Here is a 24,488-nt window from a genome sequence, read left to right on the forward strand (position 1 = left end):
AGGGAGCTTGCTCCCGATGGCGCTGGATCAGTCAGTAGATGAGTTGACTGACCCATTGCTATCGGGAGCAAGCTCCCTCCCACATTGGGATTGCATTGCAAAGTGGCTCAGATAACGAACCTGGCCACCATCGCATTCAAATCCACCGCCAGGCGCGACAGCTCATGGCTGGCCGCGCTGGTCTGGTTGGCGCCCGCCGCCGACTGGGTCGCCAGGTCACGGATGTTGACCAGGTTGCGGTCTACTTCACGGGACACCTGGGCCTGTTCTTCCGAGGCGCTGGCGATCACCAGGTTGCGCTCGTTGATCAGGCTGATCGACTGAGTGATCTGCTCCAGAGCCACGCCGGCCGCGCGGGCCATTTCCAGGGTGTTATGGGTGCGCTGGTTGCTCTGTTGCATGGATTGCACGGCTTCACCGGTGCCGTTCTGGATACCGGCGACCATTTTCTCGATTTCCTGGGTCGACTGCGCGGTGCGATGGGCCAGGGCCCGCACCTCGTCGGCCACCACCGCGAAGCCGCGCCCGGCTTCACCGGCGCGGGCGGCTTCGATCGCCGCGTTGAGCGCCAGCAGGTTGGTCTGCTCGGCAATCGCCCGAATCACGTCGAGGACCTTGCCGATGTCGCGCCCCTGAGTGGCCAGACCTTCGATCAGCAACGAGGTGTTTTGCACATCCTGGGTCATGGTCTGGATCGCGCCGACGGTCTCAACCACCCGGTCGCGGCCTTCCCGTGCCGCCTGGTTGGACTGCGTGGAGGCTTCGGAGGTGGACACGGCGTTCCGCGCCACCTCTTCCACGGCAGCGGTCATCTCATTGACGGCCGTGGCGGCCTGGTCGATTTCGTTGTTTTGTTGCTGCAAGCCTTTGGAGGCTTCTTCGGTGACGGCGCTCAACTCTTCCGCCGCCGAGGCCAATTGCGTGGCCGAACCGGCGATGTGCTGGATGGTCTGGCGCAAGTTGGTTTGCATGGCCGACAATGCACTGATCAAGCGCGCCGGTTCATCCTTGCCATCGTCTTCAATGACTTTGCTCAAGTCGCCGCCGGCAATGGTTTGCGCCACTTCCACGGCTTTGCGCAGCGGCGTGACGATGCTGCGGGTCAGCAACCAGGCCAGCAGTACCGTGAGCAAGGCGGCGGCTATGGCCACCACGACGATCCCGCTGATAGCGCTGTCATAGCTGCGTCCGGCCTGCTCGTTGGCCTGCTTGGCGCCAGCGGAGTTGAGGGCGATCAGCTTGTTCAACTGCTCGCCCATCTGATCGGTGCCGTTCTTGATCCGGGTATTGATCAAGTCGCGCATCTCATCGACCTTGTTTTGCTGGGACAGGGCCAGCATCTCGGCCTGGGCCGTCAGGTAGTTGTCCAAGGTGCCGACAAACGTCTTGTACAGGGCCGCTTCCTCAGGCACGGAAGGTAACGCTGAGTAACCGGCCTGGGCGGTTCTTACCTTGTCGATCAGTGCGGCGATGCGCGTTTGCGCCTCTTGCAACGCGGCCGGTTCACGGTTGACCAGCACGCGAAACGACAAGATACGCATGCGCAACACGTTTTCCGTGAGGCTGCCCAAGTAGGCCACGCTGGGCAGTTGGTTGCTGCTCATATCCACCGACGCCTGACGGATCAGCGTCATGCGGTTGACTGCAAACACTCCCAATACAACCACCAACAACGCAATGAATGCGAAACCGAGAGACGCTCGAGGGGCAATATTCAGATGACGAAGAGACATAGAGGTATTCTCAAGAAGGAGTGTCTGCGCGCATCCCTGCAGCGGATTGATCAGCTGGCGTCAACACGCTGCTCTGACCTTGGTCACCACTTGTTGTCATTGTTGGGTGGGCCTATAAAAGATATCGGCAGGCCCAGCGGTTTTCGCAGGGCCTCCATAAATATTTTTTTACACTTCTGACGATCTCCGGTTTCTGGCATCCTGCGCCTCCATTTTCTGTCCAGAGCCCGCATTTTGTCTGACGCTCAAGCCCCGCGCCCGCGCTATAAATCCGACCTGATCTATGGCCTGGAAGACCGTCCGCACTTCTCTGCCGCAATGTTTGCCGCCTTGCAGCATGTGTTGGCGAGCTTTGTCGGCATCATCACCCCTACGCTGATCGTCGGCGGCGTGCTGGGCCTGGAAAGCGAGGTGCCGTACCTGGTGAGCATGGCCTTGTTCGTGTCGGGGCTCGGCACTTTTGTGCAGGCGCGCACGTTCGGCCCGATCGGTTCGGGGTTGTTGTGCCTGCAGGGCACCAGTTTTTCGTTTATCAGCGTGATTCTCAGTGCCGGGTTCATGGTCAAGGCCCGGGGTGGCGGCACCGATGAGATTCTCTCGACAATCTTCGGCATCTGTTTTTTTGCGGCGTTTATCGAAGTCGTGCTCAGCCAGTTCATCGGCAAGTTGCGCAAGCTGATCACCCCGGTGGTGACCGGCACCATCATTACCCTGATGGGCCTGTCGCTGATCAAGGTGGCGGTCACCGACATGGCCGGTGGCTTCGGCGCCGACAACCTCGGCGCCGCGAGCAATATGGGGCTGGCCGCGCTGGTGCTGCTCACCATCGTGGTACTCAACCGCTTCAACAACCCGTTCCTGCGCCTGGGTTCGATCGTGATCGGCCTGACCCTGGGCTTCATCGTGGCCTGGTGGCTGGGCCGTGTGGATATGGCGGCCTTGCCCCAGGTGCCGTTGATCAGCGTGCCGGTGCCGTTCAAGTACGGCTTCTCGTTCGACTGGGTGGCGTTTATCCCGGTGGCGGTGATCTTCCTGATTTCGCCTCTGGAGGCCGCCGGTGATCTGACGGCCAACTCGATGATTTCCCAACAGCCGGTCAAGGGGCCGCTGTACATCAAGCGCATCAAGTCCGGCCTGCTGGCGGACGGCCTCAACTCGGCGATGGCCGCGACCTTCAACAGCCTGCCGATGGTGACGTTCGCCCAGAACAACGGCGTGATCCAACTCACCGGCGTAGCCAGCCGTTATGTGGCGTACTTCATTGCCGGCCTGCTGGTGCTGCTGGGGCTGTTCCCGATGATCGGCGCGGTGCTGCAACTGATGCCCAAGCCGGTATTGGGCGGCGCGACGCTGATCATGTTCGGCACCGTCGCCGTGGCGGGGATCAAGATCCTCGCCGAAGCCGGCCTGCACCGCCGCAATATGCTGATCGTGGCGATCTCCCTGGGCATGGGCCTGGGTGTCGCCGCCGTGCCGGAAGTGTTGCGCGACCTGCCCAAGGCGCTGCACAACATCTTCGAATCGCCGATCACCGTAGGCGCGTTCTGTGCAATCCTGCTGAACATTTTCCTGCCGGAAGAGTTCTTAGAACTGGAAGAAGATGAATTTGATCCGGAGTCCTCAACCCTCAAAGTGATGCAAGACCCGGACGTCACGCACTAGGAGCACCTTCGTATGCGTAAGCTCATGGTTCTATCGATACTGCTGCTGACCTTGAGCGCTTGCGCCCTGTTCCCCAATCGCGACCCGGTCACTATCAACGTGGTGGGCATCGAGCCGCTGCAAAGCCAGGACCTGGAAGTGCGCTTCGCCGTGAAGCTGCGGGTGCAGAACCCCAATGAAACGGCAATCGACTACAACGGCGTGGCCCTGGACCTGGAGGTCAATGGCCGGCCGCTGGCGTCGGGGGTGAGTGATCAGCGCGGAAGCATCCCACGCTTTTCCGAGACGGTTCTGATGGTGCCGGTCAGCGTTTCAGCGTTTTCCGTGTTGCGGCAAACCCTCGGCCTGAGCCAGACCCAGAGTTTGAACAACCTGCCCTACGTATTGCGCGGCAAATTGGCCGGCGGGCTGTTCGGCACCATGCGGTTTGTCGATCGTGGAACACTGGACCTGCCGAATACCGCCACTTGGTAACCCCCCATGCAACCGACCTTGGTCACCCAACGCCTGATTCTGCGCCCGCTGACGCTCGACGATGCCGAGGGCATCCAGCAACAGTTCCCCCATTGGGAAGTGGTGCGTTATCTCAATGCCCTGGTGCCGTGGCCCTACCCGGCTGACGGCGCGCGTCACTACCTGGAACACATCGCGTTGCCCGCCATGGCACGGGGCGAGGAATGGCATTGGGCGATCCGCCTGCAAAGCGCGCCGACGAAGGTGAGTTTGTCGAAGGCATTTTTCCACGGGACATCTGGGAAATGACCCGTGAAGAGTGGCTGGATCGCCGCTCTTTCAAGCGATAGACATCAACCGGTGGGAGTAGGCTGACTCCCACCGGTTTTACCGCACTCAGTCCGTGATGTAGCGCACGCCCGGCTTGGCCCGCTCATCGACCACCAGCTCGAAAACATCCGGCCGGGCGTAATGCCCCACCACGTCATAGTCATACCGTGCGCGCACCAGATCGTCGGTATTGATCTGCGCGCTCAAGAGCCCGGCTTCACCCAGCAGCGGCCCAGCCAGGATGTCGCCCATGGGGCCGACAATCACACTGCCGCCTGCAATCAACGGACGATCTGAAGGCCAGTTGGCCACCTCAACGCCCAGCGCTGCGGGCGATGCCTGCACCTGGCACGCACTGACCACAAAACAGCGGCTCTCGTGGGCAATGTGGCGCATGCTCACCTGCCACATCTCGCGCTCATCCACCGTGGGCGCACACCATACCTGCACACCCTTGGCGTACATCGCCGTTCGCAGCAGGGGCATCATGTTTTCCCAGCACACCGCGCCGCCGATGCGCCCGACCGCCGCGTCGATCACCGGCAGTGTGGAACCATCGCCCTTGCCCCAGATCAGCCGCTCGGTGCCGGTGGGCATCAGCTTGCGGTGCTTGGCCACCAGGCCGTGCGCCGGCTCGAAGTACAGCATGGTGCAATACAAGGTGCTGGCGCTGCGCTCGATCACGCCCAGGACCAGGCTGGCACCGGTGCGCGCCGACAAACCGGCCAACGCTTCGGTTTCGGCGCCGGGCACGTCGATGGCGTTGGCAAAATATCGCGCAAAGGCTTCGCGACCTTCGGGCAGGCGATAACCGAGTTGCGTGCCGAAGCCTTCGCCTTTGGGATAACCGCCCAGCAGCGCCTCGGGCATCACCACCAATTGCGCGCCACTGCGCAGGATCGGCTCTTCATAGGCCAGGATTTGCGCCAGGGTGTCAGCCTTGCCGCCGGGCAAGGAACCGATTTGCAAGGCGGCCACAATAGAAACAGGCATCAGGATCACTCCGAACAATGAGGGGTTGCCCATTCTCCAGCCAGCCCGGATCATGAATAAAGCCCACCTCAGTGCTGAATGATATGAGCCAGATAAATATCACCCAAGTCGACCTCAACCTGCTGAAAACCTTCGAAGCCCTGCACGACGAATCCAGCGCCAGCCGCGCAGCGTTGCGCCTGGGCGTCACCCAATCGGCAATCAGCGCGGGCCTGCGGCGTTTGCGCGAGGTGTATGGCGACCAACTGTTCGTGCGAACCGGCCGTGGCCTGGCGCCGACCTTGCGGGCCAACCAGTTGAAGCCGGTGATCAGTGAGGCGTTGGACCGCTGCCGACAGAGCCTGGCAATGACCCACCCGGACACCCAGCAGTATCAGGGACGCTCCGTGGTGCTGGGTTTATCCGACGACTTCGAGATTGCCTACGGCCGCCGCCTGATGGCGGAAATTGCCCAGCGGTTGCCGAAATTGCGTGTGATTTTCCGTCAGACCCACAGCCAGATCGTCGCCGCCGCCCTGCTCGACCGCAGCCTCGACCTGGCGATTACCGCCGGCGGCTTTGCCGAACGCCGCCTAAGCCGGCAGGTGCTGGGAGAAGGTGATTACCGCTGCCTGGTCGACCCGCACAGTCTGGCGCCAGGCCAGCAATGCATCGACCTGCACGCGTTCGTTAGCCGCGAGCATGTGCTGGTGTCATCCGGCGGGTTTATCGGGATCACCGATGAAGGGCTGGCGGCACAAGGGCTGAGCCGCCAGGTGTGTGCCTCCACCAGCCACTTCGCCGCGTTGCCGTTTCTGCTCAAGGGCAGCCAGGCGGTGGCGACCATTCCCGGGCACGCCGCCGAAGCCATCGCTGGTATGACTGGCTTGCAGGTTCTGCCGTGCCCGCTGGCGCTGCCGCGCTACCCGGTGGAACTGGGCTGGCGCACTCAGGCTCAGCTTGATCCGATGTTGCTGAAAGTGCGCGAGGCGATTGTCGCCAGCTTTACTTCGCCGCCGCCATCAGCTTGTTGACTTCGCTGCGCACCATGTTGGAGAACTCCGGCGGCGACATGCCGTCGAGTTCCGCGCGAACCCATTCGGCCCACTTGCCCTTGCGTTTGGCGCGCTCGCCGAACAGGCGCGCGGCTTCGCCCTTGGCCTTGCCCAGGTTGCTTTGCCACAGGTCGTAGAGACGGGACTTTTCATCTTCCAGCTCGGCGCGTTCGGCGAGGGTCTTGTTGGCGAGATTGAAGCTCATGTTGAATTTCCTGCTGCACAAATAGGTGACATCTTACACTGTAGGTCTAAGTTTCCTGATTCGGATTTCGCATACCCACGCCGGCCGGCAAAAAACTGCAACTTTTGCCGCCGCCCGACACTCCATTGTTCACTGTCACATTTACCTGCAAGGAGTCACACAATGGCCCGTAAATCTGCCGCCCAAGTCGTCGAAGATCAAATCAAGGATCAAGCGTTCAGCGAACTGACTGCACTGATCGAAGAGTCGGACAAACTGCTCAAAAACAGTGCTTCCCTGGTCGGCGAAGAAGGCGAAACGCTGCGCGAGCAGGTCGCTATCAAGCTCAAGCAAGCGCTCGATTCGGTGTCCAATGTGCGCGAGCGCAGCAAGCCGGTGGTGGATGCCACCGAAACCTACATCGGCGGTCACCCGTGGCAGACCGTGGCGATCTCGGCAGGCTTTGGCCTGGTGGTCGGCCTGCTGCTCGGTCGTCGCAACTAATACTGTAGGCCTTGCGTAGCCACTGCCGAACCCTGGCGAGGTAGCGGCTACGCGGGTTTTCAGACGGCCCACTCACGTAGTTGATTCAACGCCTGCGCGTCCACTTCAATGCCTGCCGCCAACGACTTCGCCCGCGTGCGATGACGTCGATCCCCCGGCAACCGCCGCAACCCCACCGCGTGCATCTGCCGCACCAGTTCCTGGCTGCGCTCGGCGAAGTTTTGCCCGGCGGTTTTGCTCGGGTCGATCAGGATCAACAACTGGCCGGTCCACGGCGTGCGGGCGCCAGGGTGATCGGCCCAGTTGAACTCAAACGAGAAGTTGCCGCCGGTCAGGGCCGCGGCCAGCAACTCGACCATCATCGACAGCGCCGAGCCCTTGTGCCCGCCGAACGGCAACAACGCACCGCCTTCGAGGATGGCCTTGGGGTCCTGGGTCGGCTGGCCCAGGCTGTCGACGCCCATGCCCGGCGGCAGGCGCTCGCCGTTGCGCGCAGCAATCTGCACGTCACCATGGGCGATGGCGCTGGTGGCCAGGTCGAACACAATCGGCGCGCCGTCCGCCCGTGGCGCGGCAAACGCGATCGGGTTGGTACCGAACAGCGGGCGATCGGCGCCATGGGGCACCACGCAGGTCATGCTGTTGACCACGCTCAGCGCCACCAGGCCTTGCTCGGCGAAGGGTTCGACATCCGGCCACAGCGCGGCGAAGTGATGGGAGTTGTGTATCGCCAGCAACGCAATACCGGCGCTGCGGGCCTTGTCCACCAGCAACGCACGGGCCGCCGCCAACGCCGGTTGGGCGAAGCCATTCGCGGCGTCGACCCGCACGAAGCCGGAAGCGACATCCGTGACCACCGGCGTGGCCTTGCCATCGACCCAGCCGCTCTCCAGCGTGCTGATATATCCGGGCATCCGAAAGATGCCATGGCTGTGGGCGCCGTCGCGCTCGGCGCTGGCGCAATTGTGCGCGAGGATCTGCGCCACTTGCGGCGACGTGCCGTGCTTCACAAACACCGCGTGCAGCAACCCCACCAGGTCGTTGAAACCGATGAACGCTGAAGAATCGTCAACTCTCGGGGACTGGGCAGACATCTGTAGCTCCGATTTTGTAATTGGAAGAGACAACAAGAATCCAGACCGACGATTAAACAACGCCTCCCGTGCCTGCTGTCAACGGGCGCTTGAGTTATCTACTGCCTGACGCGCTTCGCCGTCCATTACGGTGTGTCGCAACTCCGTCACCAGCCTGTTTGGGCGTGCCCCAACGAGAATAAAAGTTCAATTGATGCGCAATTGCCATGAAGGCTGTTCTCGCCCCCGGTCTCGGGAGGTTAGAATGTGGGAAATCAGGATGAATTAATGACCGAAAAGTCTGCTTTAGAAGCCGAATATGACGCCATCACCGACGCCGCCGCGCATTGGTGCATGCGCTTGCATGCAAGTGATTGCACGGCGGACGAACGACAGGCCTTTCAACAATGGCACGATGCTCATCCGCTGCATGCCTTCGAATACGCGGCGATGCTGGAAATCTGGGACGTGGCCGATCACTTGCCACGCCATGCGCCGCTCGTAGCGCCGTTCAGACCGCGTCGCCGGCTGCGCGATTACGCGGTGGCTGCCGCAGTGTGCTTGGCCGCGCTGCCCCTGGCGGCGTTCACTGGCTGGGAAGCGGGCTGGTTGCCGACTGCCTATGAACGGTTCGAGGCCAGCAATGGCCTGCGCCAGGTCACCCTGGCCGATGGCAGCCAGGTTGAGCTCAACCTAGGCACCGAACTGGTCTACGCCGATTACAAGGACCAGCGCCGGGTCACACTGAGCAAGGGCGAGGCGTTTTTCAAGGTCAGCCATGACAGCACCCATCCGTTTGTCGTCAAGGCCGGTGAAGGACAGGTGCGCGTGACCGGCACCCAATTCAACGTGTGGAAATACGAAAATCAGGTGCGGGTGATGCTGCTCGAAGGCTCGGTGCAGATTTCCAGCGACCCGGCACACGGCAGCGTGCCGCTGACTCCAGGCATGCAAGCCAGCTATCAACCAGGCGATGCCACCCCAAGCGTGCGCCCGATCAACCCCAACGACAGCGCCCTCGCCTGGCGCCAGGGCAAATTGGTCCTGGACAACCTGGCCCTGGCCGACGCGTTACCGTTGATCAACCGCTACCTGAACAAACCGGTGATGCTGGCCGATATCGGCACCGGAACAATCCGCATCGGCGGCATCTATAACATCAGCGAGGTCAACAACCTCGTCCCCTCCCTGCCCAAGGTTTTGCCGGTCTACCTGACCCAGAACCAGGATGGCAATCCCGTCCTCAACTCCATCCCACGTAAAGCGCCCAAGGGCTGAGGCTTCTGCCTGTCCCTGCGGGCCTGATTGCGCCCGCAGTGTCCATTTTTGAAACACCTCCCTGCCCTGAACGGCCCGACCGGCGCGAACTCCCGGTTTTGTTACACGAAGTGTTACAGCGCTGATACAGGCTCCCGAACTCACCGCCTGCGCGCCAGGCGTATCGGAAATTGCCGGCCGGCGTCGGCCAGCTGTATCAACGCTGAAACAGTATGGCCATCACTTAGCCTGCTAAGTTTCATAACTATTTGATTAACAATAATAAATTGAAAGCGGCACGCCTTCTGCTCTATCCCTTACAGCGCTGTTTAGGGTCAGCGCGGTGAATAAGGAATACTGCCGTGGATACGCATAATCCAGGCTCATTGAGCCTCCTGCTGATCAGCTGTGTACTGAGTACCGGCGTGAGCCTTCCAGTGCTCGCGGCAGGTGATGGTGTGATCGTCGTTCAACGTCAGGTCCAACCTTACGCGATAGGCCGGACACGCGGCACAGACCCCTACCCCACCACGGTCAATACCAATCCGTCGGCAACCGTCAACAGCGAACTCAGCGACAACGACATCGCCGGTGTGAGCAGTGGCGCCAGCATCACTCGCAGCATCATGCCCAATGGCGACCTGGCCGGCTTGACCAACACCAATAGCATCGGCCTGGGCGCTGGCAGCGCAGCCGGCCATGGCGGCAGCGGTATCGCCGGTACGGTCAACGGCGCGGTATCCCGCGGCCTGGCCCCGGTGAGCAATATCGGCGGCATGATCGGGGGGGCAATGAAATGAAGGCTTCCTGGATGCTCCTCGCGGTACTGGGCTGCACGGCGGCAATGGCCGACAGCAGCAACAACGCGACGATTGATAACTCTGCCAAGCAATACAACGGCGTCGTGACGCTCAACCAGGCCGCAGGCGACCAGCAACAACTGAGCAACAACGTCGCGATCGCGGTGGGCCACAACGCCCAGGCGAACATCGCCATCACCCAAAAAATCAGCGGCGCTGCCGCAGACCGCGCCATGGATGCCAAAGCGGCGATCCACGGCACCTCCTTCAGCAATGGCAACGGTGTACTGAGTGTCAACCAGTCGGCCGGGGCCCAGAACCAGATGATCAATGCCGTGCGAATCAGCATCAACGCTGGCCCGCAGAGCATCGACGACAGTGTCATGTCGCAACAGAACGTTGCACTTGCAACAGACTCAGGGTTGAACCCTATCACTGGCAGCCGCCAGGTCGTTACCAGCGACCAGGCCTTCACCGGCAGCCGTGGAGTGGTACAGGTCAACCAGAGCGCCGGGGTGGGGAACCGAGTGGCTAACACCCTGAATGTACGACTCAACTGATGGAGCTGAGTCGCCAGCTACACCGTACCAACACTTAACCAACTAAATAGAAGCAAGGAGATACACCATGAAACCTACAATGGCTCTTAAACCACTGGCTTTCGCTCTCGCTGCTCTCATGGCTGTTGCTGCTCAAGCGGGTCAGACTCATCATCATCCACAACCACCAACCGTCGCTGCCGCGGCCGCCAATGACGGTCAAAGCAACCATGGCAACGTGGTGATCAATGACAAAACCCAAAACAACGCGTCGGCCAACAGCTCCTACAACCACAGCAGCGGCGTAGCCAACGGCAACGTTCTCAGCGGTGACAACAACCAAGGCAAAAACGACGTAGTCGTTCAGTCTGCCGATGCTGATTTCGTGTTCGCCGCCGTGAACTCCGCACAGTCGAACACCGGTAACCTGGTGATCAACAGCGGCACCAAAAACAATGCCTCCCTCAACGATAGCGGTAACAACGCTTCGGGCATCATTCAGTTGAACGCCGCCGCGGGCACTTCCAACCAAGCCAGCAACAGCACTGTCGTTCAGTCGAACAAAGACGGTTCTGGCGGCCTCGCAACCGTCAATGGCGTGCAGGAAGTATCCAGCAACCTGACGCTCAACATCAGCAGCGGCCACAGCTGGAGCGCCAAACCCGTTGTCAACAACGCCAGCGTGAACAACTCGATGAACTACAGCTCTGGGGTGTCGAACTCCAACGTTCTGTCGGGCAGCAACAACCAAGGTCAGAACAACGTAGTGGTCCAATCCACCACTCGCTTCTGATCCAGATCGGGCCTTGGCAACAAGGCCCTTTTTATTTCCAGTGTCCAACAGGTCATACGATCATGCGCCTCGTCGCCTTCTGCCTGCTGTTAGCACTCACCGGCCCAACCTGGGCAGGGCAAATGGCCGTGGTCATGCCCGGCGGTGGGTTGATCTACAAAAAGGTCGAGAGCATCCGCGAGCGCAAGTTCGCCAACCTGGTGGAACAGAAAACCGATTTCAGCTGCGGGGCCGCCGCACTGGCGACCATCCTGCGCCAAGCCTATTGGATGGACGTGGATGAAGATCACGTCATCAAGGGCATGCTGGCCAGCGCCGACCAGGATCTGGTGCGTACCCAGGGCTTCTCCATGCTCGACATGAAGCACTACCTGGAAAGCATCAACATGCGCGCCAGGGGCTACCGGATCACTCCGGAAGTGCTGATCACGGTCAAAGTGCCGGTCGTCGTGCTGCTTGATATTCGCGGCTACAAGCACTTCGTGGTGCTGCAGCGCGCCGACAAAGACTGGGTGTATATCGGCGATCCCGTGCTGGGTCACAAGCGTTATGCCAAGGACGATTTCATCAAGGGCTGGAACGGCATCGTATTCGCCGTATTGGGTGAAGGCTACGACAAGGCCAACGTCTTGCTCGACCCACCCACGCCACTGACTGCCAAGAACAAGCTGAACGAGTTCAGCCCGGTGCGCGACAGCGAATTGATGGACTTCGGTTTTATCCAGAGCGACTTCTTCTAGATAGAAGCGCAATAAGGGGTAGGAAGCTCCAGGAGCAAACGATGAATACTCTCCGTTGGCTGACAGTCATGTGCCTGGCAGCCTCAGCACCTGTTTATGCTTCATCGGCGTTCAAGCCGATTGAACTCAAGGATTCGGAAATGGCCGAGTTGCGCGGCCGCTATGTGATGCCGGGGCGGATTGTCAGCTTTGGCATTGTGATGAGCAGTACCTGGACCAACGCCGCCGGTGCCACCGTGACCGGCACTGCCAACATGCAAGTCAACTCCACCACCATCACGCCGCAATTTTACGTGCAGATTACCGGCAGCGATGGCAACGGCACGACCCAGCAGCCTACCGGCACCGGCACCGTCGTCGGCGGCTCCGGCCTCGGCACCGGCCAGGGCGTGGTTCAAAGCGTCCGCACAGCGGGTGATGGCAACACAGCCACCAACGGCGTTGACATCAACGTCACCAAAGACGGCTTGACTCCGGCCAACTATGTCCAGTCAGGCCAGGCGTTACTGGCCGGCCAGCCGATTACCGGCAGCACTGCCGCTGGCCAGGTCACGGTGAGCGCCAAGAACGGCGGCCTGCAGATGGCGCTGCTGGCCAGCAACAATCAAGGCAACGTCGTGCAGCAAATTGGCGGCGGCAACGTCCTGCAAGGCACGGTCATCCAAGGGAACAGCAACTTCGTGAACAATCTGACCCAACTCAATGTGGTGCTGGGAAACAGTGGTCTGAACAATATCACGCAAAATCTTAACCTAGATCAACTCAAAGGCCTTCGCCCTTCCGGTTATTGAACTACGCTGAGCCACGACACTTACGCATTAGGAATGGGACGGCTTATTTCATGCATCGATCGTTATCGTTACGTGCCGTGATTTGTTTGAGTACGCTCCTGCCGGCGTCCGCGCTATATGCCGCACCGGACACCGATATTGAAACCTTGAAACAGGAACTTCTGGAGCTCAAGCAACGTTATGAAGTGCAGCAAAAAGCACTGGCAGTATTGGAGCAACGCGTTCGACAGGTAGAAGACCAACCCGCAACACCCGCCCCTAGACGCTTGGTCAAGTCGCCTGCCGACTTGAGAAAAGGCGGCACCACCGTGGCAGGCAACACGCCTGGGGTGGGCGCGGCGGCAGCATCGGGCGGCGCCGGCGGTGGCAGTTCCTATGGGCAAAGCCTGAAGGATGACTCGGCGCCGGCACAAAGCGTGAGCAACTTGTACAACGAGGCCAGTGGCTTCTTCGGCAATGGCAAGTTCAGCTTTGAAACCGGCGTCACCTATGCGCGCTATGACGCACGCCAGTTATCCCTTAACGGCTTTCTGGCGCTGGATTCGATCTTCCTCGGCAATATCAACCTGGACCGGATCAAGTCCGACAGCTGGACCGTGGACCTGACCGGGCGCTACAACCTGGACAACCGTTGGCAGTTCGACGTGAATGTGCCAGTGGTGTATCGCGAGTCGACCTACCAGTCCGGCGGTGCGGGCGGCAGCGCCAACACCACCTCGGAAGGCTCGGTTACCCGCGACCCGACCATCGGCGACGTGAACTTCGGCATTGCGTATAAATTCCTCGACGAGAGCGCCAGCCTGCCGGATGCGGTGGTGTCGTTACGGGTCAAGGCCCCTACCGGCAAAGATCCTTATGGCATCAAGCTGATCGAATCGCCGACCAACACCAACCTCGCCGTGCCGGAAACCCTGCCGACCGGTAACGGCGTGTGGTCGGTGACGCCAGGTATCTCCCTGGTCAAGACCTTCGACCCGGCGGTGCTGTTCGGCTCGCTGTCCTACACCCATAACTTCGAAGACTCGTTCAGCGACATCAGCCCCAACGTCAACCAGAAAATCCCCGGCAAGGTCAGTCTGGGCGACAGCTTCCAGTTAGGGGTCGGTGTCGCCTTCGCCCTCAACGAGAAAATGAGTATGTCGTTCTCGGTGTCCGACCTCGTGCAACGCAAGAGCAAGGTCAAGCAAAGCGGCGGGGATTGGCAATCGGTGGTCTCCAGCGATGCCAACGCCGGTTACTTCAACGTGGGCATGACCATCGCGGCGTCGGATAACCTGACGATCGTGCCGAACCTGGCCATTGGCATGACGGATGATGCGCCGGACTTCACCTTCAGCCTGAAATTCCCGTACTACTTCTAAACCGCGCACAGGGAAAAGCCCCGCAACGATAAGGGTCGTTGCGGGGCTTTTCGGTTTACCCGCCCTAGCGGATCTGGTGTTTGTGCAACAACCGGTAGAACGTCGGCCGGGAAATCCCCAGCACACGGGCCGCGACACTCAGGTTGTCGCTGTGCCGGTTGAGCACATCGCACAGCGCCTGGCGTTCGGCGCGGTGTTTATAGTCTTCCAGTGTAGCCATCGGCGACGAAATTGCCTGCTGACTCTGCAAACCCAGATCAACGGCTTCGATTTGCCGCCCTTCGGCCAGCACCAGCCCTCGGCGCACGCGGTTGGCCTGCTCACGCACATTGCCCGGCCAAGGGTGGTGCCCCATGGCCACCAGGGCGTCTTCGCTGAAGCTGCGGGGGCGGCGCCCGGTTTCCTGGCTGTAGAAGCGCGCAAAGTGGTTGGCCAGCATAGCGACGTCACCGTGGCGCTCGCGCAACGGCGCCGTGACCACTTGCAACACATTCAAACGGTAATACAAGTCTTCACGAAACGTACCCTTCGCCACAGCGGCTTCCAGGTCGACGTGGGTCGCCGCCAGCACCCGCACATCCACCGGGATTGGCTGGCTCCCGCCGACGCGTTCGATCTGTTTTTCCTGCAGGAATCGCAGCAGGTTGGCCTGCAGCTCCATCGGCAAATCGCCGATCTCATCAAGAAACAACGTGCCGCCATTGGCCGCTTCAATCCGCCCGACCTTACGCTGGTGGGCGCCGGTAAACGCGCCCTTTTCGTGGCCAAACAGTTCGGATTGGATCAGGTGTTCCGGGATCGCGCCGCAGTTGATCGCGACAAATGGCTTGGCATGGCGCTGGGATTGGCGGTGCAGGGTTTTGGCCACCAGCTCTTTGCCGGTGCCGCTGTCGCCGCGGATCAGGACCGGGGACTCGGTGGGCGCCAATTTGGACAATAACTTGCGCAGCTCGCGGATCGGTCGGCTGTCGCCCAGCAGTTCATGTTCGGGCTCGTCCACCGCGGTGTAGCCCTTGCCCCGCAGCCGTGCCATGCCAAAGGCGCGGCCGAGGGTGACCTGCACCCTGGACACATCGAACGGCAAGGTATGGAAGTCAAAAAACCATTCGCAGACAAAATCGCCGACGTTCTGCAAGCGCAACACTTCTTGGGTGAGCACCGCGATCCACTCGGTGCCGCTGCGGCTGATCAGTTCCTTGACGGCTTCGGGCCGCTCCAGGTGATACGGCTGCAAGCGCAGCAAGCCGACATCGCAGGATCGCTCCCCCACGGCCGCCAACGTACAACTGTCCACCTCCCACCCCGCCGCACGCAAACCCGGTAACAACTCATAGCAGTCATCACAGGGGTCGACCACGAGCAAGCGGCGCTGCACAGGTGTAACAATCATGACTATTCCTTGGCGCCAGAATTGCTAAAGTTATTTATAAACAAAGGTTTGTGACGCCCGGGAGTTACAGTATCAAAATCTTGACAGTTGCCTTGTATCGTTTTGCTATATGTCTTGGCAAAAAGCCACTCGACCGTCACATCCCAGCAAAAAAGTTGTACCTGCCGAATCGCGTATTCAGCTTTCAAAACAGCCGCTTACATGACGCCAATCACGGAAAGTTGAAAATTGTTGCTCTAACATGTGACCCGTACCCCGCCATCGCGCATCAGTACAAGTAACTCGCCGCACGGTCAGCCCAGCCGACGGCACTCACTTGATTGGGCATTTAGAGAGAAGACCCACATGAACGCCCCGCTCCGCATCAACGAAGCTCTTTTGATCGCAGACCGTGCTTTCCAACCCTTCCAGTGCGTGGCCTGGCACGATGGCAACGGTGCCCTCAGCCTGAGCGTCATCGACCGCACCAATACCCGCATCGGCACTAAACAACTGTCGTCGAGCGCGTATACCGATCCGGCACAACTGGAAGATTTGTTGTTGCAGGCGCGCGCCGAGCTCGATAAAGATGGCTACCAGTTGCAGTCCTGGGCCATGCCGAAGTAATCCGAAACTGCAACTTGCGAGCACTGTGTTGTAAAAGACAGGGCTCGCAAGTTCAGTATTAAACGCCGATGGTCTAACTTGGCGTATCGAACACTTTGTGTGGCACCTTGAGAATAAACCGCTCGATCGCTTGCGCCGCACCGTCCTCGAGATTGCTGCCGGTGACCACATCGGCCTGGCGCTTGACGGGCTCTTCAGCCTGCCCCATGGCAATCGACAATCCGGCCACATGAAACATTGCCGGGTCGTTGCCACCATCGCCGATCACTGCGGTCTGTGCCAACGGCACTCCGAGGTGCGCGGCCAAGGCTTTCAAGGCCTCGCCTTTGTTGGCTTTCATGGCGGTCACATCCAGGTAGATCGGTTGCGAACGCGAGACCTGGGCCAAGCCCTGCACCTTGGGCTGCAATTGCGCTTCCAGCTCCATCAATAATTGCGTGTTGCGACTGGCGGCGACGATCTTGTCGACCCGATCCAGGTACGGTTCAAAACTCTCCACCACCAGCGGCCCATAACCCAAGCCCGCGGTTTCAACCGCCACCATGGGCCCAGGCGGATCGCGCCGCAGCCATTCACCATCGGCAAACAGCCAGACTTCCACGTCCGGCTCGCCGGAAAACAGCGCCAATGCCACCAGCGCCGCCTCCGCCGGCAGTCGGTGCGCGACCAGCACGCTGCCGTCAGGGTTGACCAGTGTGCCGCCATTGAAACCCGCCACCGGCACGTCGATGCCAAACGCTTCGACCATGTGCATCATGGCCTTGGGCGGACGCCCGCTGGCCAGGCTGAATAACACGCCGGCTTCACGCAAGGCGCGAACCGTTGAAAGGGTGCGTTGGGTCGGGGTGTGATCCGGGCGCAACAAAGTGCCGTCCATATCACTCAACACAAACCGGATGGGATGCTTCGCAGTATCACTCATCCGAGCGAGTGCCAGGCACGGCCATCGCGGGCCAGCAACGCATCGGCCGCCGCCGGACCATCTTCACCGGCCTTGTAGGCCTGGATCCCGTCGTCTTCCTTCCACGCATCGAGAAACGGCTGCACCGCACGCCAGCCGTTTTCGATGTTGTCGGCGCGCTGGAACAGGGTCTGGTCGCCGGTCATGCAGTCGTAGATCAAGGTTTCGTAACCCGTCGACGGCTGCATTTCGAAGAAGTCTTCGTAGGCAAACCCCAACTCAATGTTGGCCATGTCCAAGGTCGGCCCAGGCCTTTTCGCCAGCAGGTCGAACCACATGCCTTCGTTGGGCTGGATCTGGATCTTGAGGAACGTGGGCCGCAGCTCATTCACTTCGGTGTCGCGGAACTGCGCATAAGGCGCCGGCTTGAAGCAGATCACGATCTCGGTATCGCGAATGCTCATGCGTTTGCCGGTGCGCAGGTAGAACGGCACACCCACCCAGCGCCAGTTGTCGATCATCACTTTCAGGGCGACAAACGTTTCGGTGCTGCTGTCGGGCGCGACGTTGGCTTCGTCGCGATAACCGGGAACCGGCTTGCCACCAATCTCTCCGGCGCTGTACTGGCCACGCACCGAATTGGCCCGCGCATCCTCTGCGGACCAAGGGCGCACGGCACCGATCACCTTGGCCTTTTCACCCCTCACAGCGTCGGCGCCAAACGCCGCTGGCGGTTCCATGGCGACCATTGCCAGCAGCTGGAACAGGTGATTGGGCACCATGTCACGCAGGGTGCCGGTTTTTTCGAAGAAATTGCCCCGGGTTTCCACGCCGACGGTTTCGGCGGCGGTGATCTGTACGTGGTCGATGTAATGGTTGTTCCAGAACGCCTCGAACAGCACGTTGGAGAAACGGCTGATCAGGATGTTCTGTACCGTTTCCTTGCCCAGGTAATGGTCGATGCGATAGATCTGCTTCTCGCTCATCACTTTGAGCAAACAGGCGTTCAAGGCTTCGGCGGTGGCCAGGTCGGAACCGAACGGCTTTTCGATCACCACGCGGCGGAAGTGATCGTCGCTCTCCGTCAACAAACCGGCACTGCCCAGGCGCTGCACCACGTCACTGAAGAAGCGCGGCGCGGTGGCCAGGTAGAACACCGCATTGCCGGTGCCGCTGTCGGCGATTTTTTCGGCGATGTCCGCGTAGGTGCTGTCGTCGAGGAAATCACCCTCGACGTAGCTGATACCTTTGGCCAACTGCGCCCACAGCTGTGGGTCCAGTGCGTTGTCAGCATTGCCCTTGACCTTGCTCGCGGCTTCGGTGCGAATGAAGTCCTCGAGTTTCTTGGCAAAGTCGGCATCGCTGATGGCGTTGTGATCAACGCCGACAATGCGCAAGCCATTGCCCAGCAGCCCGTCACGACTCAGGTTGTACAGCGCCGGCATAAGCAGGCGCTTGACCAGGTCGCCGTGGGCACCAAACAGAAACAGCGTGGTGGGAGGAGCGGGTTCGGCCTTGGGTTTCTTGCCGTTGGCGGTCATTTTTTGGACGTCTCCACGTGACCACCGAAGCCAAAGCGCATGGCAGACAACATCTTGTCACCGTAGGTGCTCTGCTGGCGCGAGCGGAAACGCGCAAACAACGACGTGGACAGCACCGGCACCGGCACGGCTTGTTCCATGGCGGCTTCGATGGTCCAACGGCCTTCGCCGCTGTCGGCAACCGAGCCGGAGTAGCCCTCGAGTTTCGGGTCGGTGGCCAGGGCGTCGGCGGTCAGGTCCAGCAGCCAGGACGACACCACGCTGCCACGACGCCAGACTTCGGCGATATCGGCAACATTCAGGTCGAAACGTTGGTCTTCGGCGAGGTTTTCCGAGTTTTTGGTCTTGAGGATGTCAAAGCCTTCGGCAAACGCCTGCATCATCCCGTACTCGATACCGTTGTGAATCATCTTCACGAAGTGCCCCGAACCTGCAGGGCCGGCATGAATGTAACCGTGCTCGGCGCGGGGGTCTGCGGCGGCCGAGCGGTCCTTGGTACGCGGGATGGAACCCAGGCCCGGCGCCAGGCTGGCGAAGATCGGATCAAGGCGCTGTACAGTCGCGGCGTCGCCGCCGATCATCATGCAGTAGCCACGCTCCAGGCCCCAGACGCCGCCCGAGGTGCCGACGTCGACGTAGTGCAGGCCTTTTTCCGACAGGGCCTTGGCACGACGCACGTCGTCCTTGTAGTTGGTGTTGCCGCCGTCGATGATCACGTCACCGTGGTCCAGCAGGTCGCTCAGTTCATTGATGGTGTTTTCGGTGGGGTCGCCTGCCGGCAACATCACCCACACAGCGCGGGGCTTCTGCAGCCCGGCGACCAGCGCCTTCAAATCGGCAACGCCGGTGGCGCCCTCTTCGCTCAGGCCTTTGACAAATGCTTCGTTACGGTCGTAAACAACGGTGGTATGCCCATTGAGCATCAGGCGCCGCGCAATATTACCGCCCATGCGGCCTAGTCCAATAATCCCCAGTTGCATGTGCTGATGCTCCTAACTACTAAAAAATGTGTGACATAGTTTATAGCGCAATGAGGCTAATGAGGGTTAGTTCAGAGCGGATCGGTATAGTTTCATGAGAAAAAGTAGCCAGCATTTCACCATTACCGCCGCAAAAGTCACACGACCGCCAAAAATAAAAAAGTTCCCTTGATACATAAAAGAATTCAGAATTGCTTCCGACTGATGCCCAGAATCCCCAATCATGCGTTCTGGCACCGCGATCTACCGGCTATTTGCGAGGTAAGCAATGAGCACAGCACAGATGACCCGCCCGCCACAGACCCTCTACGTCAGCATCCGTCGCGACGAGTTGCGCCAATTGAAGGCCGAACGCGACCAACTGCAACAGGAAGTCTTGCGCCTGCGCTCGCACCTGCAAGGCCAGCTGGATCAGCCTTCCAGCACACAGCCCGCCCTCTGCTGAGCGGTTTTGTAAGGTAACTCCTACAAAAAACTCACAAAGTTTTCACATCTCCTTCACGATACTCGCGCCCGAAGGGCCGCCTTACACAAGGGCGGCCTCTGCTGCGTGCGTCCCTGCGCGTCAGCTGAAAAATTATCGGGTTGGAGCGCTGGATGGCGATGTTCAAACGCAGCACTACGTCTGCGAAAGGTTTTGATTGGGCCGGCCTGGGTTGGCTGTTCCTGTTCTTCTGGTACTTCTCGGGTATTACCCAACTGCTGATTCAACTGACCGGCACTTCCGGTTTCAGTGGCTTTCGCCAAGCCTTCTTCATGAGTGCGCTGTGGTTGGCGCCGATGTTGTTATTCCCGCGCCGTACTCGCCTGCTGGCCGCCTTGATCGGAGTGGTGCTGTGGGCTTGCTCCATGGCCAGCCTGGGTTATTTCTTCATCTATCAGCAGGAATTCTCCCAGAGCGTCATCTTCATCATGTTCGAGTCGAACATTTCTGAAGCGGGCGAATACGCCACCCAATATTTCGCCTGGTGGATCGTGCTGGCATTCATTGCCCACACCGCCTTCGCCATCTTCCTGTGGACGCGCTTGCGCCCGGTTTACCTGCCTCGCGGCCAGTCGATACTGGCAGCGGTAGCCATTGTGCTGGCCGTCGTCGGCTACCCGTTGGTCAAGCAGATCGCCACGAGCGAAACCATGGAACTGGCCATCGACCGCTTCGAAACCCGCATCGAGCCGGCCGTGCCGTGGCAGATGATCGTCGCCTACCGCCGCTACACCGAGCAACTGGACAACATGCAAGGCATGCTGACCAGCGCCAGCCAGATCCCGCCGTTGAAAAACCTCAAGGACAGCATGGCCGGCCAGCCTTCGACCCTGGTGCTGGTGATCGGCGAGTCCACCAACCGCCAACGCATGAGCCTCTATGGCTACCCGCGCAATACCACACCGGAGCTGGACAAGCTGCGTGACCAGTTGGCCGTGTTCGACAACGTCATCACCCCGCGCCCCTACACCATTGAAGCGCTGCAACAGGTGCTGACCTTCGCCGACGAAGAGAACCCGGACCTGTACCTCAAGACGCCGTCGATTGTCAGCGTGATGAAACAGGCCGGTTACAAGACCTTCTGGATCACCAACCAGCAGACCATGACCAAGCGCAACACCATGCTCACGACCTTTTCCGAACAGGCCGACGAGCAGGTCTACCTGAACAACAACCGCAACCAGAACGCCCGCCAATACGACGGTGACGTCCTGGCGCCCTTCGCCAAGGCCCTGACCGACCCCGCCGAGCGCAAGCTCATCGTGGTCCACCTGCTGGGCACGCACATGAGCTACCAGTACCGCTATCCGCCAACCTTCGAGAAGTTCACCGATCGCCAGGGTGTTCCGGACGCTATCACCGATGCCCAGTTGCCGATCTACAACAGCTACGACAACGCGGTGCTGTACAACGACTTCGTGGTGTCGAGCCTGATCAAGGACTACGCCAAGACCGACCCCAACGGTTTCCTGCTGTACCTGTCGGACCACGGTGAAGACGTATTCGACTCCGCCGGCCACACCACCCTGGGCCGCAACGAAGGCAAGCCGACGGCGCCGATGTACACCATCCCGTTCATGGCCTACGCCTCACCGAAATGGCGCGAAACCCACGACTGGAAATTTGCCGGCGACCTGCAACGGCCCTACAGCAGCTCGCAGCTGATCCACACCTGGGCCGACTTGGCCGGCCTGAATTTCGATGAGCTGGACCACAGTAAAAGCCTGGTCAGCGACAGCTTCAAACCGCGCCCGTTGTTGATCGGCAACCCCTATGAGCGCCAGCAGAAAGCGCTGATCGACTTTAGCCTGATCAAACCGAAGACGGCCGAAAACGCCGACGTGGTGCTCAAGTAAATACCGCCTTGTAACAGAACGATAACAATCATTCTCGTTTACACCTAAAGTTCCACGCCTCCTTTCGTCTTTGAGCCAAGGCCTTTTCATACTGAGAAGGCCGCAAAGACGACAAGGAGTCTTCCGCGATGTTCGCGCCCTTTACCCGTTCCATGACCGTTACCCTCGGCCTGTTCAGCCTGGCGCTGAGCCCGGAACTGCTGGCTGAAACCGACCCCGAACAGACACCCGCCACCGCGCTGGAGCTGGGCAGCACCCACATCAGCGCCGAAGGCCTGGGTGCCAATACCGAGCACACCGGGGCCTATACCACCGGCTCGATGAGTACCGCCACCCGGCTGAACCTGTCGATCAAGGAAACGCCTCAATCCATTTCGGTGGTCACCCGCCAACAGATGGACGATTTCAATCTCAATACCCTGACCGACGCTTTGCGCCAGACCACCGGCGTGACGGTCCAGCATCTGGATTCGGACCGGGCCGGGTATTCCTCCAGGGGTTATTCGATCAATAACTTCCAGGTGGACGGCATGCTCAATACGTTCGGGCGCATGAAGTCCGACTCGGACACCATCATCTACGACCGTATCGAAGTAGTACGCGGCGCCACTGGCCTGACAACCGGTGCCGGCGACCCCTCGGCGACCGTCAACATGATCCGCAAGCGCCCGACTGCGCAATGGCAAGCCAAGACCGGCGTCAGCGGCGCCAGCCATGACAACTACTACAGCTACCTGGATGTGGGCGGCCCGCTGGCCTTTGACGGACGGCTGCGCGGGCGCACGGTGATGGCTTACCGTGACAGCCAATCCTTTCGCGACAACTACGCGCTGCAACGGGAAGTCGGCTACGGCATTCTGGAGGCCGACCTGACGGACGACACCGTGGTAGCCGTCGGCTTCGACTACCAGAACAAGCACGTGCAAGGCAGCTCCTGGGGCACCCTGCCCTACTGGAACAGCGACGGCAGCAAGGCCCGCCTGTCGCGCTCGGCCAACCTCGCGGCCGACTGGAGCTCCTGGCCCCTGAAGGACAAGACCACCTTCGCCTCCATCGATCACACACTGGCGACGGACTGGCGCCTGAAAGCCGCCTACACCCATCGGCAAAGCGATACCGACGGCAAGGTATATTACGGCGGCGCCGGTTTTCCGAATGCCGATGGCAGCGGCATGACGGCCTGGACCAACCAGATGGTCGGCACCTCGAAAATGGATGTGGTCGACTTCAACCTGGCGGGCACCTACGCGCTGTTGGGGCGCGAGCATGCGTTGATGCTGGGTTATGGCGAATCCGAGCAGCGCGACACGTCACCCTTCCAACGTTTTTCAACGCCCCAAGGCTACGAGACCATCGAAGACTGGAAGCACATGGGCGGCATCGGCAAATTCCCCGACCGCACCACCGGCCTCAAGGGCGAACATAGCAGCAAAAAACAAAAGGCCGGCTACCTCGCCACACGCTTGAGCTTGACCGACACGCTGCATGCGGTACTGGGCAGCCGCTATGGCAGCTGGGAAATCGAAAGCGCCTCGCCCACGTACAACCTCGACAATCAATTGACCGCCTCAAGCAAATCCAGCCAGACCCACACAGACATGTGGACACCTTACGCGGGCCTGCTCTACGACCTGACGCCGGAATACACGGTGTACGCCAGCTACACCGACATCTTCAACCCGCAGGACGAGCGCAACGCCAGCAAGCAGTACCTCGAACCAGTGGTCGGCAGTAACTACGAAATCGGCCTCAAGGGCAGCCTGCTCAACGAACGTTTGAACCTGGCCACCGCGTATTTCTGGAGCACCCAGGATAACGTCGCCGAACTCGACAATGCGGCCCCGCCGGACCCGATCACCCGCGAGCAGTTCTACAAATCCGGTGGCAAGGGCAACAAGGTGCAGGGCTTTGAAGTGGAGGTGTCCGGCGAAGTCATGCCGGACTGGAACCTCACGGCGGGCTACACCTACACCCATTCGCTCAACGGCGATAAACAACGCAACAACACTGGCCAGCCGATGAATATGCTGAAGGTGTCGACAGCCTATCGTTTACCGGGCGAATGGCGCGGGTTGACGGTGGGCGGCGCGGTGAACTGGCAGAGCGACTTCTACGACTTCGCCGAGCGGCCGATCGGCGGCCGGGACCAAGAGGGTTACCTGCTCACCGAATCCACCAAGATCACCCAACAGGCCTATACCGTGGTCAACCTGATGTCGCGCTACCAGTTCGACGAGCATGTTTCGGCTTCGGTTAATGTCAATAATCTATTCGATGAAAAATATTATGAACGCGTCGGCTTTTATAATGGCGTGTACTGGGGCGACCCGCGCTCGATAACCTTGGCACTCGACTGGAAACTCTAACCAGCCTCCGCCGAAGTTAACAACATTGTTAACTTCGGGAGTTCCCCACGTTAATACCCACTTAATAAGCTGCCCGCACAATCGCCCCATGAATCTGATCAAGGACCGAGCGGATAC

General features: G+C 60.1%; 23 protein-coding genes and 1 pseudogene. 16 read left to right on the top strand and 8 right to left on the bottom strand.

Annotation, left to right across the window (positions count from 1 at the left end; genetic code table 11):
• Positions 1–107: 107 nt before the first annotated feature.
• The gene (locus ACP7E3_RS04280) at positions 108–1,733 is read right to left on the bottom strand and encodes a methyl-accepting chemotaxis protein (RefSeq protein WP_411220195.1); all 1,626 of its coding nucleotides are present in this window, start codon (positions 1,731–1,733) and stop codon (positions 108–110) included.
• Between the two features lie 234 nt (positions 1,734–1,967).
• On the opposite strand from ACP7E3_RS04280, the gene ACP7E3_RS04285 reads away from it, so the two are divergent.
• From ACP7E3_RS04285 to ACP7E3_RS04295, 3 genes and pseudogenes are all read left to right on the top strand, one after another.
• Positions 1,968–3,395, top strand: a complete 1,428-nt coding sequence (locus ACP7E3_RS04285) for a nucleobase:cation symporter-2 family protein (RefSeq protein ID WP_046383168.1) — start codon at positions 1,968–1,970, stop codon at positions 3,393–3,395.
• Positions 3,396–3,407: 12 nt separating this feature from the next.
• Entirely contained in the window at positions 3,408–3,869 is a 462-nt protein-coding gene (locus ACP7E3_RS04290) for an LEA type 2 family protein (protein WP_017848402.1), read from the top strand.
• A 6-nt stretch (positions 3,870–3,875) separates the two neighbouring features.
• Positions 3,876–4,106 (top strand): annotated as a pseudogene (locus tag ACP7E3_RS04295) (GNAT family N-acetyltransferase); the annotation flags it as partial.
• 138 nt (positions 4,107–4,244) lie between these two features.
• On the opposite strand, the gene ACP7E3_RS04300 reads toward ACP7E3_RS04295, so the two are convergent.
• Positions 4,245–5,171: a carbon-nitrogen hydrolase family protein gene (locus tag ACP7E3_RS04300; RefSeq protein WP_026140204.1), complete on the bottom strand. Its 927-nt coding sequence runs from the start codon at positions 5,169–5,171 to the stop codon at positions 4,245–4,247.
• A gap of 83 nt (positions 5,172–5,254) precedes the next feature.
• Here ACP7E3_RS04300 and ACP7E3_RS04305 point away from each other — a divergent pair, with 83 nt between their 5' ends.
• Complete coding sequence (locus ACP7E3_RS04305; RefSeq protein ID WP_079443641.1) at positions 5,255–6,184, top strand: LysR family transcriptional regulator; 930 nt, start codon at positions 5,255–5,257, stop codon at positions 6,182–6,184.
• On the opposite strand, the gene ACP7E3_RS04310 is transcribed toward ACP7E3_RS04305, so the two are convergent.
• The gene (locus tag ACP7E3_RS04310; RefSeq protein ID WP_017848398.1) at positions 6,156–6,410 is read right to left on the bottom strand and encodes a hypothetical protein; all 255 of its coding nucleotides are present in this window, start codon (positions 6,408–6,410) and stop codon (positions 6,156–6,158) included. The two genes, ACP7E3_RS04305 and ACP7E3_RS04310, sit on opposite strands and share 29 nt — an antisense overlap.
• Positions 6,411–6,572: 162 nt before the next feature.
• On the opposite strand from ACP7E3_RS04310, the gene ACP7E3_RS04315 reads away from it, so the two are divergent.
• Positions 6,573–6,893 carry a DUF883 family protein gene (locus ACP7E3_RS04315; protein WP_017848397.1) on the top strand — a complete coding sequence of 107 codons (321 nt, stop codon included), beginning with the start codon at positions 6,573–6,575 and terminating at the stop codon, positions 6,891–6,893.
• A 59-nt stretch (positions 6,894–6,952) separates the two neighbouring features.
• Here the strand turns inward: ACP7E3_RS04315 and ACP7E3_RS04320 are convergent, their stop codons facing one another.
• Entirely contained in the window at positions 6,953–7,987 is a 1,035-nt protein-coding gene (locus ACP7E3_RS04320) for an Ldh family oxidoreductase (protein WP_057005237.1), read from the bottom strand.
• 267 nt (positions 7,988–8,254) lie between these two features.
• Here ACP7E3_RS04320 and ACP7E3_RS04325 point away from each other — a divergent pair, with 267 nt between their 5' ends.
• From ACP7E3_RS04325 to ACP7E3_RS04355, 7 genes are all read left to right on the top strand, one after another.
• Complete coding sequence (locus ACP7E3_RS04325) at positions 8,255–9,244, top strand: FecR family protein (protein ID WP_046383165.1); 990 nt, start codon at positions 8,255–8,257, stop codon at positions 9,242–9,244.
• Positions 9,245–9,585: 341 nt separating this feature from the next.
• Complete coding sequence (locus ACP7E3_RS04330; protein WP_108526586.1) at positions 9,586–10,023, top strand: hypothetical protein; 438 nt, start codon at positions 9,586–9,588, stop codon at positions 10,021–10,023.
• Positions 10,020–10,583, top strand: a complete 564-nt coding sequence (locus tag ACP7E3_RS04335; protein ID WP_057005235.1) for a hypothetical protein — start codon at positions 10,020–10,022, stop codon at positions 10,581–10,583. Before ACP7E3_RS04330 ends, ACP7E3_RS04335 begins: the two co-directional genes overlap by 4 nt.
• 67 nt (positions 10,584–10,650) lie before the next feature.
• Positions 10,651–11,355, top strand: a complete 705-nt coding sequence (locus tag ACP7E3_RS04340) for a heme utilization protein (RefSeq protein ID WP_108526584.1) — start codon at positions 10,651–10,653, stop codon at positions 11,353–11,355.
• Between the two features lie 62 nt (positions 11,356–11,417).
• Positions 11,418–12,095 carry a C39 family peptidase gene (locus ACP7E3_RS04345; protein ID WP_126589046.1) on the top strand — a complete coding sequence of 226 codons (678 nt, stop codon included), beginning with the start codon at positions 11,418–11,420 and terminating at the stop codon, positions 12,093–12,095.
• 41 nt (positions 12,096–12,136) lie between these two features.
• Entirely contained in the window at positions 12,137–12,886 is a 750-nt protein-coding gene (locus tag ACP7E3_RS04350; protein ID WP_057005232.1) for a hypothetical protein, read from the top strand.
• A 50-nt stretch (positions 12,887–12,936) separates the two neighbouring features.
• The gene (locus tag ACP7E3_RS04355) at positions 12,937–14,247 is read left to right on the top strand and encodes a hypothetical protein (RefSeq protein WP_057005231.1); all 1,311 of its coding nucleotides are present in this window, start codon (positions 12,937–12,939) and stop codon (positions 14,245–14,247) included.
• 64 nt (positions 14,248–14,311) lie between these two features.
• Here the strand turns inward: ACP7E3_RS04355 and ACP7E3_RS04360 are convergent, their stop codons facing one another.
• Positions 14,312–15,637 (bottom strand): sigma 54-interacting transcriptional regulator, encoded by a 1,326-nt coding sequence (locus ACP7E3_RS04360; RefSeq protein WP_426122378.1) that lies wholly within the window; start codon positions 15,635–15,637, stop codon positions 14,312–14,314.
• Positions 15,638–15,982: 345 nt separating this feature from the next.
• Here ACP7E3_RS04360 and ACP7E3_RS04365 point away from each other — a divergent pair, with 345 nt between their 5' ends.
• The gene (locus tag ACP7E3_RS04365; RefSeq protein WP_017848387.1) at positions 15,983–16,243 is read left to right on the top strand and encodes a hypothetical protein; all 261 of its coding nucleotides are present in this window, start codon (positions 15,983–15,985) and stop codon (positions 16,241–16,243) included.
• 73 nt (positions 16,244–16,316) lie between these two features.
• Here ACP7E3_RS04365 and ACP7E3_RS04370 read toward each other — a convergent pair whose 3' ends face one another.
• Genes ACP7E3_RS04370 through gnd form a run of 3 tightly spaced genes read right to left on the bottom strand, consistent with a single transcriptional unit; the run spans position 16,317 to position 19,665 of the window.
• Complete coding sequence (locus ACP7E3_RS04370; protein ID WP_057005230.1) at positions 16,317–17,165, bottom strand: Cof-type HAD-IIB family hydrolase; 849 nt, start codon at positions 17,163–17,165, stop codon at positions 16,317–16,319.
• Positions 17,162–18,685 carry a glucose-6-phosphate dehydrogenase gene (gene zwf, locus ACP7E3_RS04375; RefSeq protein WP_017848385.1) on the bottom strand — a complete coding sequence of 508 codons (1,524 nt, stop codon included), beginning with the start codon at positions 18,683–18,685 and terminating at the stop codon, positions 17,162–17,164. Before zwf ends, ACP7E3_RS04370 begins: the two co-directional genes overlap by 4 nt.
• Positions 18,682–19,665, bottom strand: a complete 984-nt coding sequence (gnd, locus tag ACP7E3_RS04380) for a phosphogluconate dehydrogenase (NAD(+)-dependent, decarboxylating) (RefSeq protein WP_017848384.1) — start codon at positions 19,663–19,665, stop codon at positions 18,682–18,684. The genes zwf and gnd overlap by 4 nt, the downstream gene beginning before the upstream one ends.
• 268 nt (positions 19,666–19,933) lie before the next feature.
• Between gnd and ACP7E3_RS04385 the strand changes: the two genes are divergently transcribed.
• The 3 genes from ACP7E3_RS04385 to ACP7E3_RS04395 all read left to right on the top strand — a co-directional run bounded on the left by ACP7E3_RS04385 (position 19,934) and on the right by ACP7E3_RS04395 (position 24,371).
• Positions 19,934–20,110 carry a DUF6026 family protein gene (locus ACP7E3_RS04385; protein WP_155678519.1) on the top strand — a complete coding sequence of 59 codons (177 nt, stop codon included), beginning with the start codon at positions 19,934–19,936 and terminating at the stop codon, positions 20,108–20,110.
• 152 nt (positions 20,111–20,262) lie between these two features.
• Positions 20,263–22,005, top strand: a complete 1,743-nt coding sequence (locus tag ACP7E3_RS04390; protein ID WP_079443636.1) for a phosphoethanolamine transferase CptA — start codon at positions 20,263–20,265, stop codon at positions 22,003–22,005.
• 128 nt (positions 22,006–22,133) lie between these two features.
• Positions 22,134–24,371: a TonB-dependent siderophore receptor gene (locus tag ACP7E3_RS04395; protein WP_046383158.1), complete on the top strand. Its 2,238-nt coding sequence runs from the start codon at positions 22,134–22,136 to the stop codon at positions 24,369–24,371.
• The last annotated feature ends 117 nt before the right edge of the window (positions 24,372–24,488 follow it).

It is taken from the genome of Pseudomonas sp. PSPC2-3, from assembly GCF_049898265.1.
Lineage (GTDB): Bacteria > Pseudomonadota > Gammaproteobacteria > Pseudomonadales > Pseudomonadaceae > Aquipseudomonas > Aquipseudomonas veronii.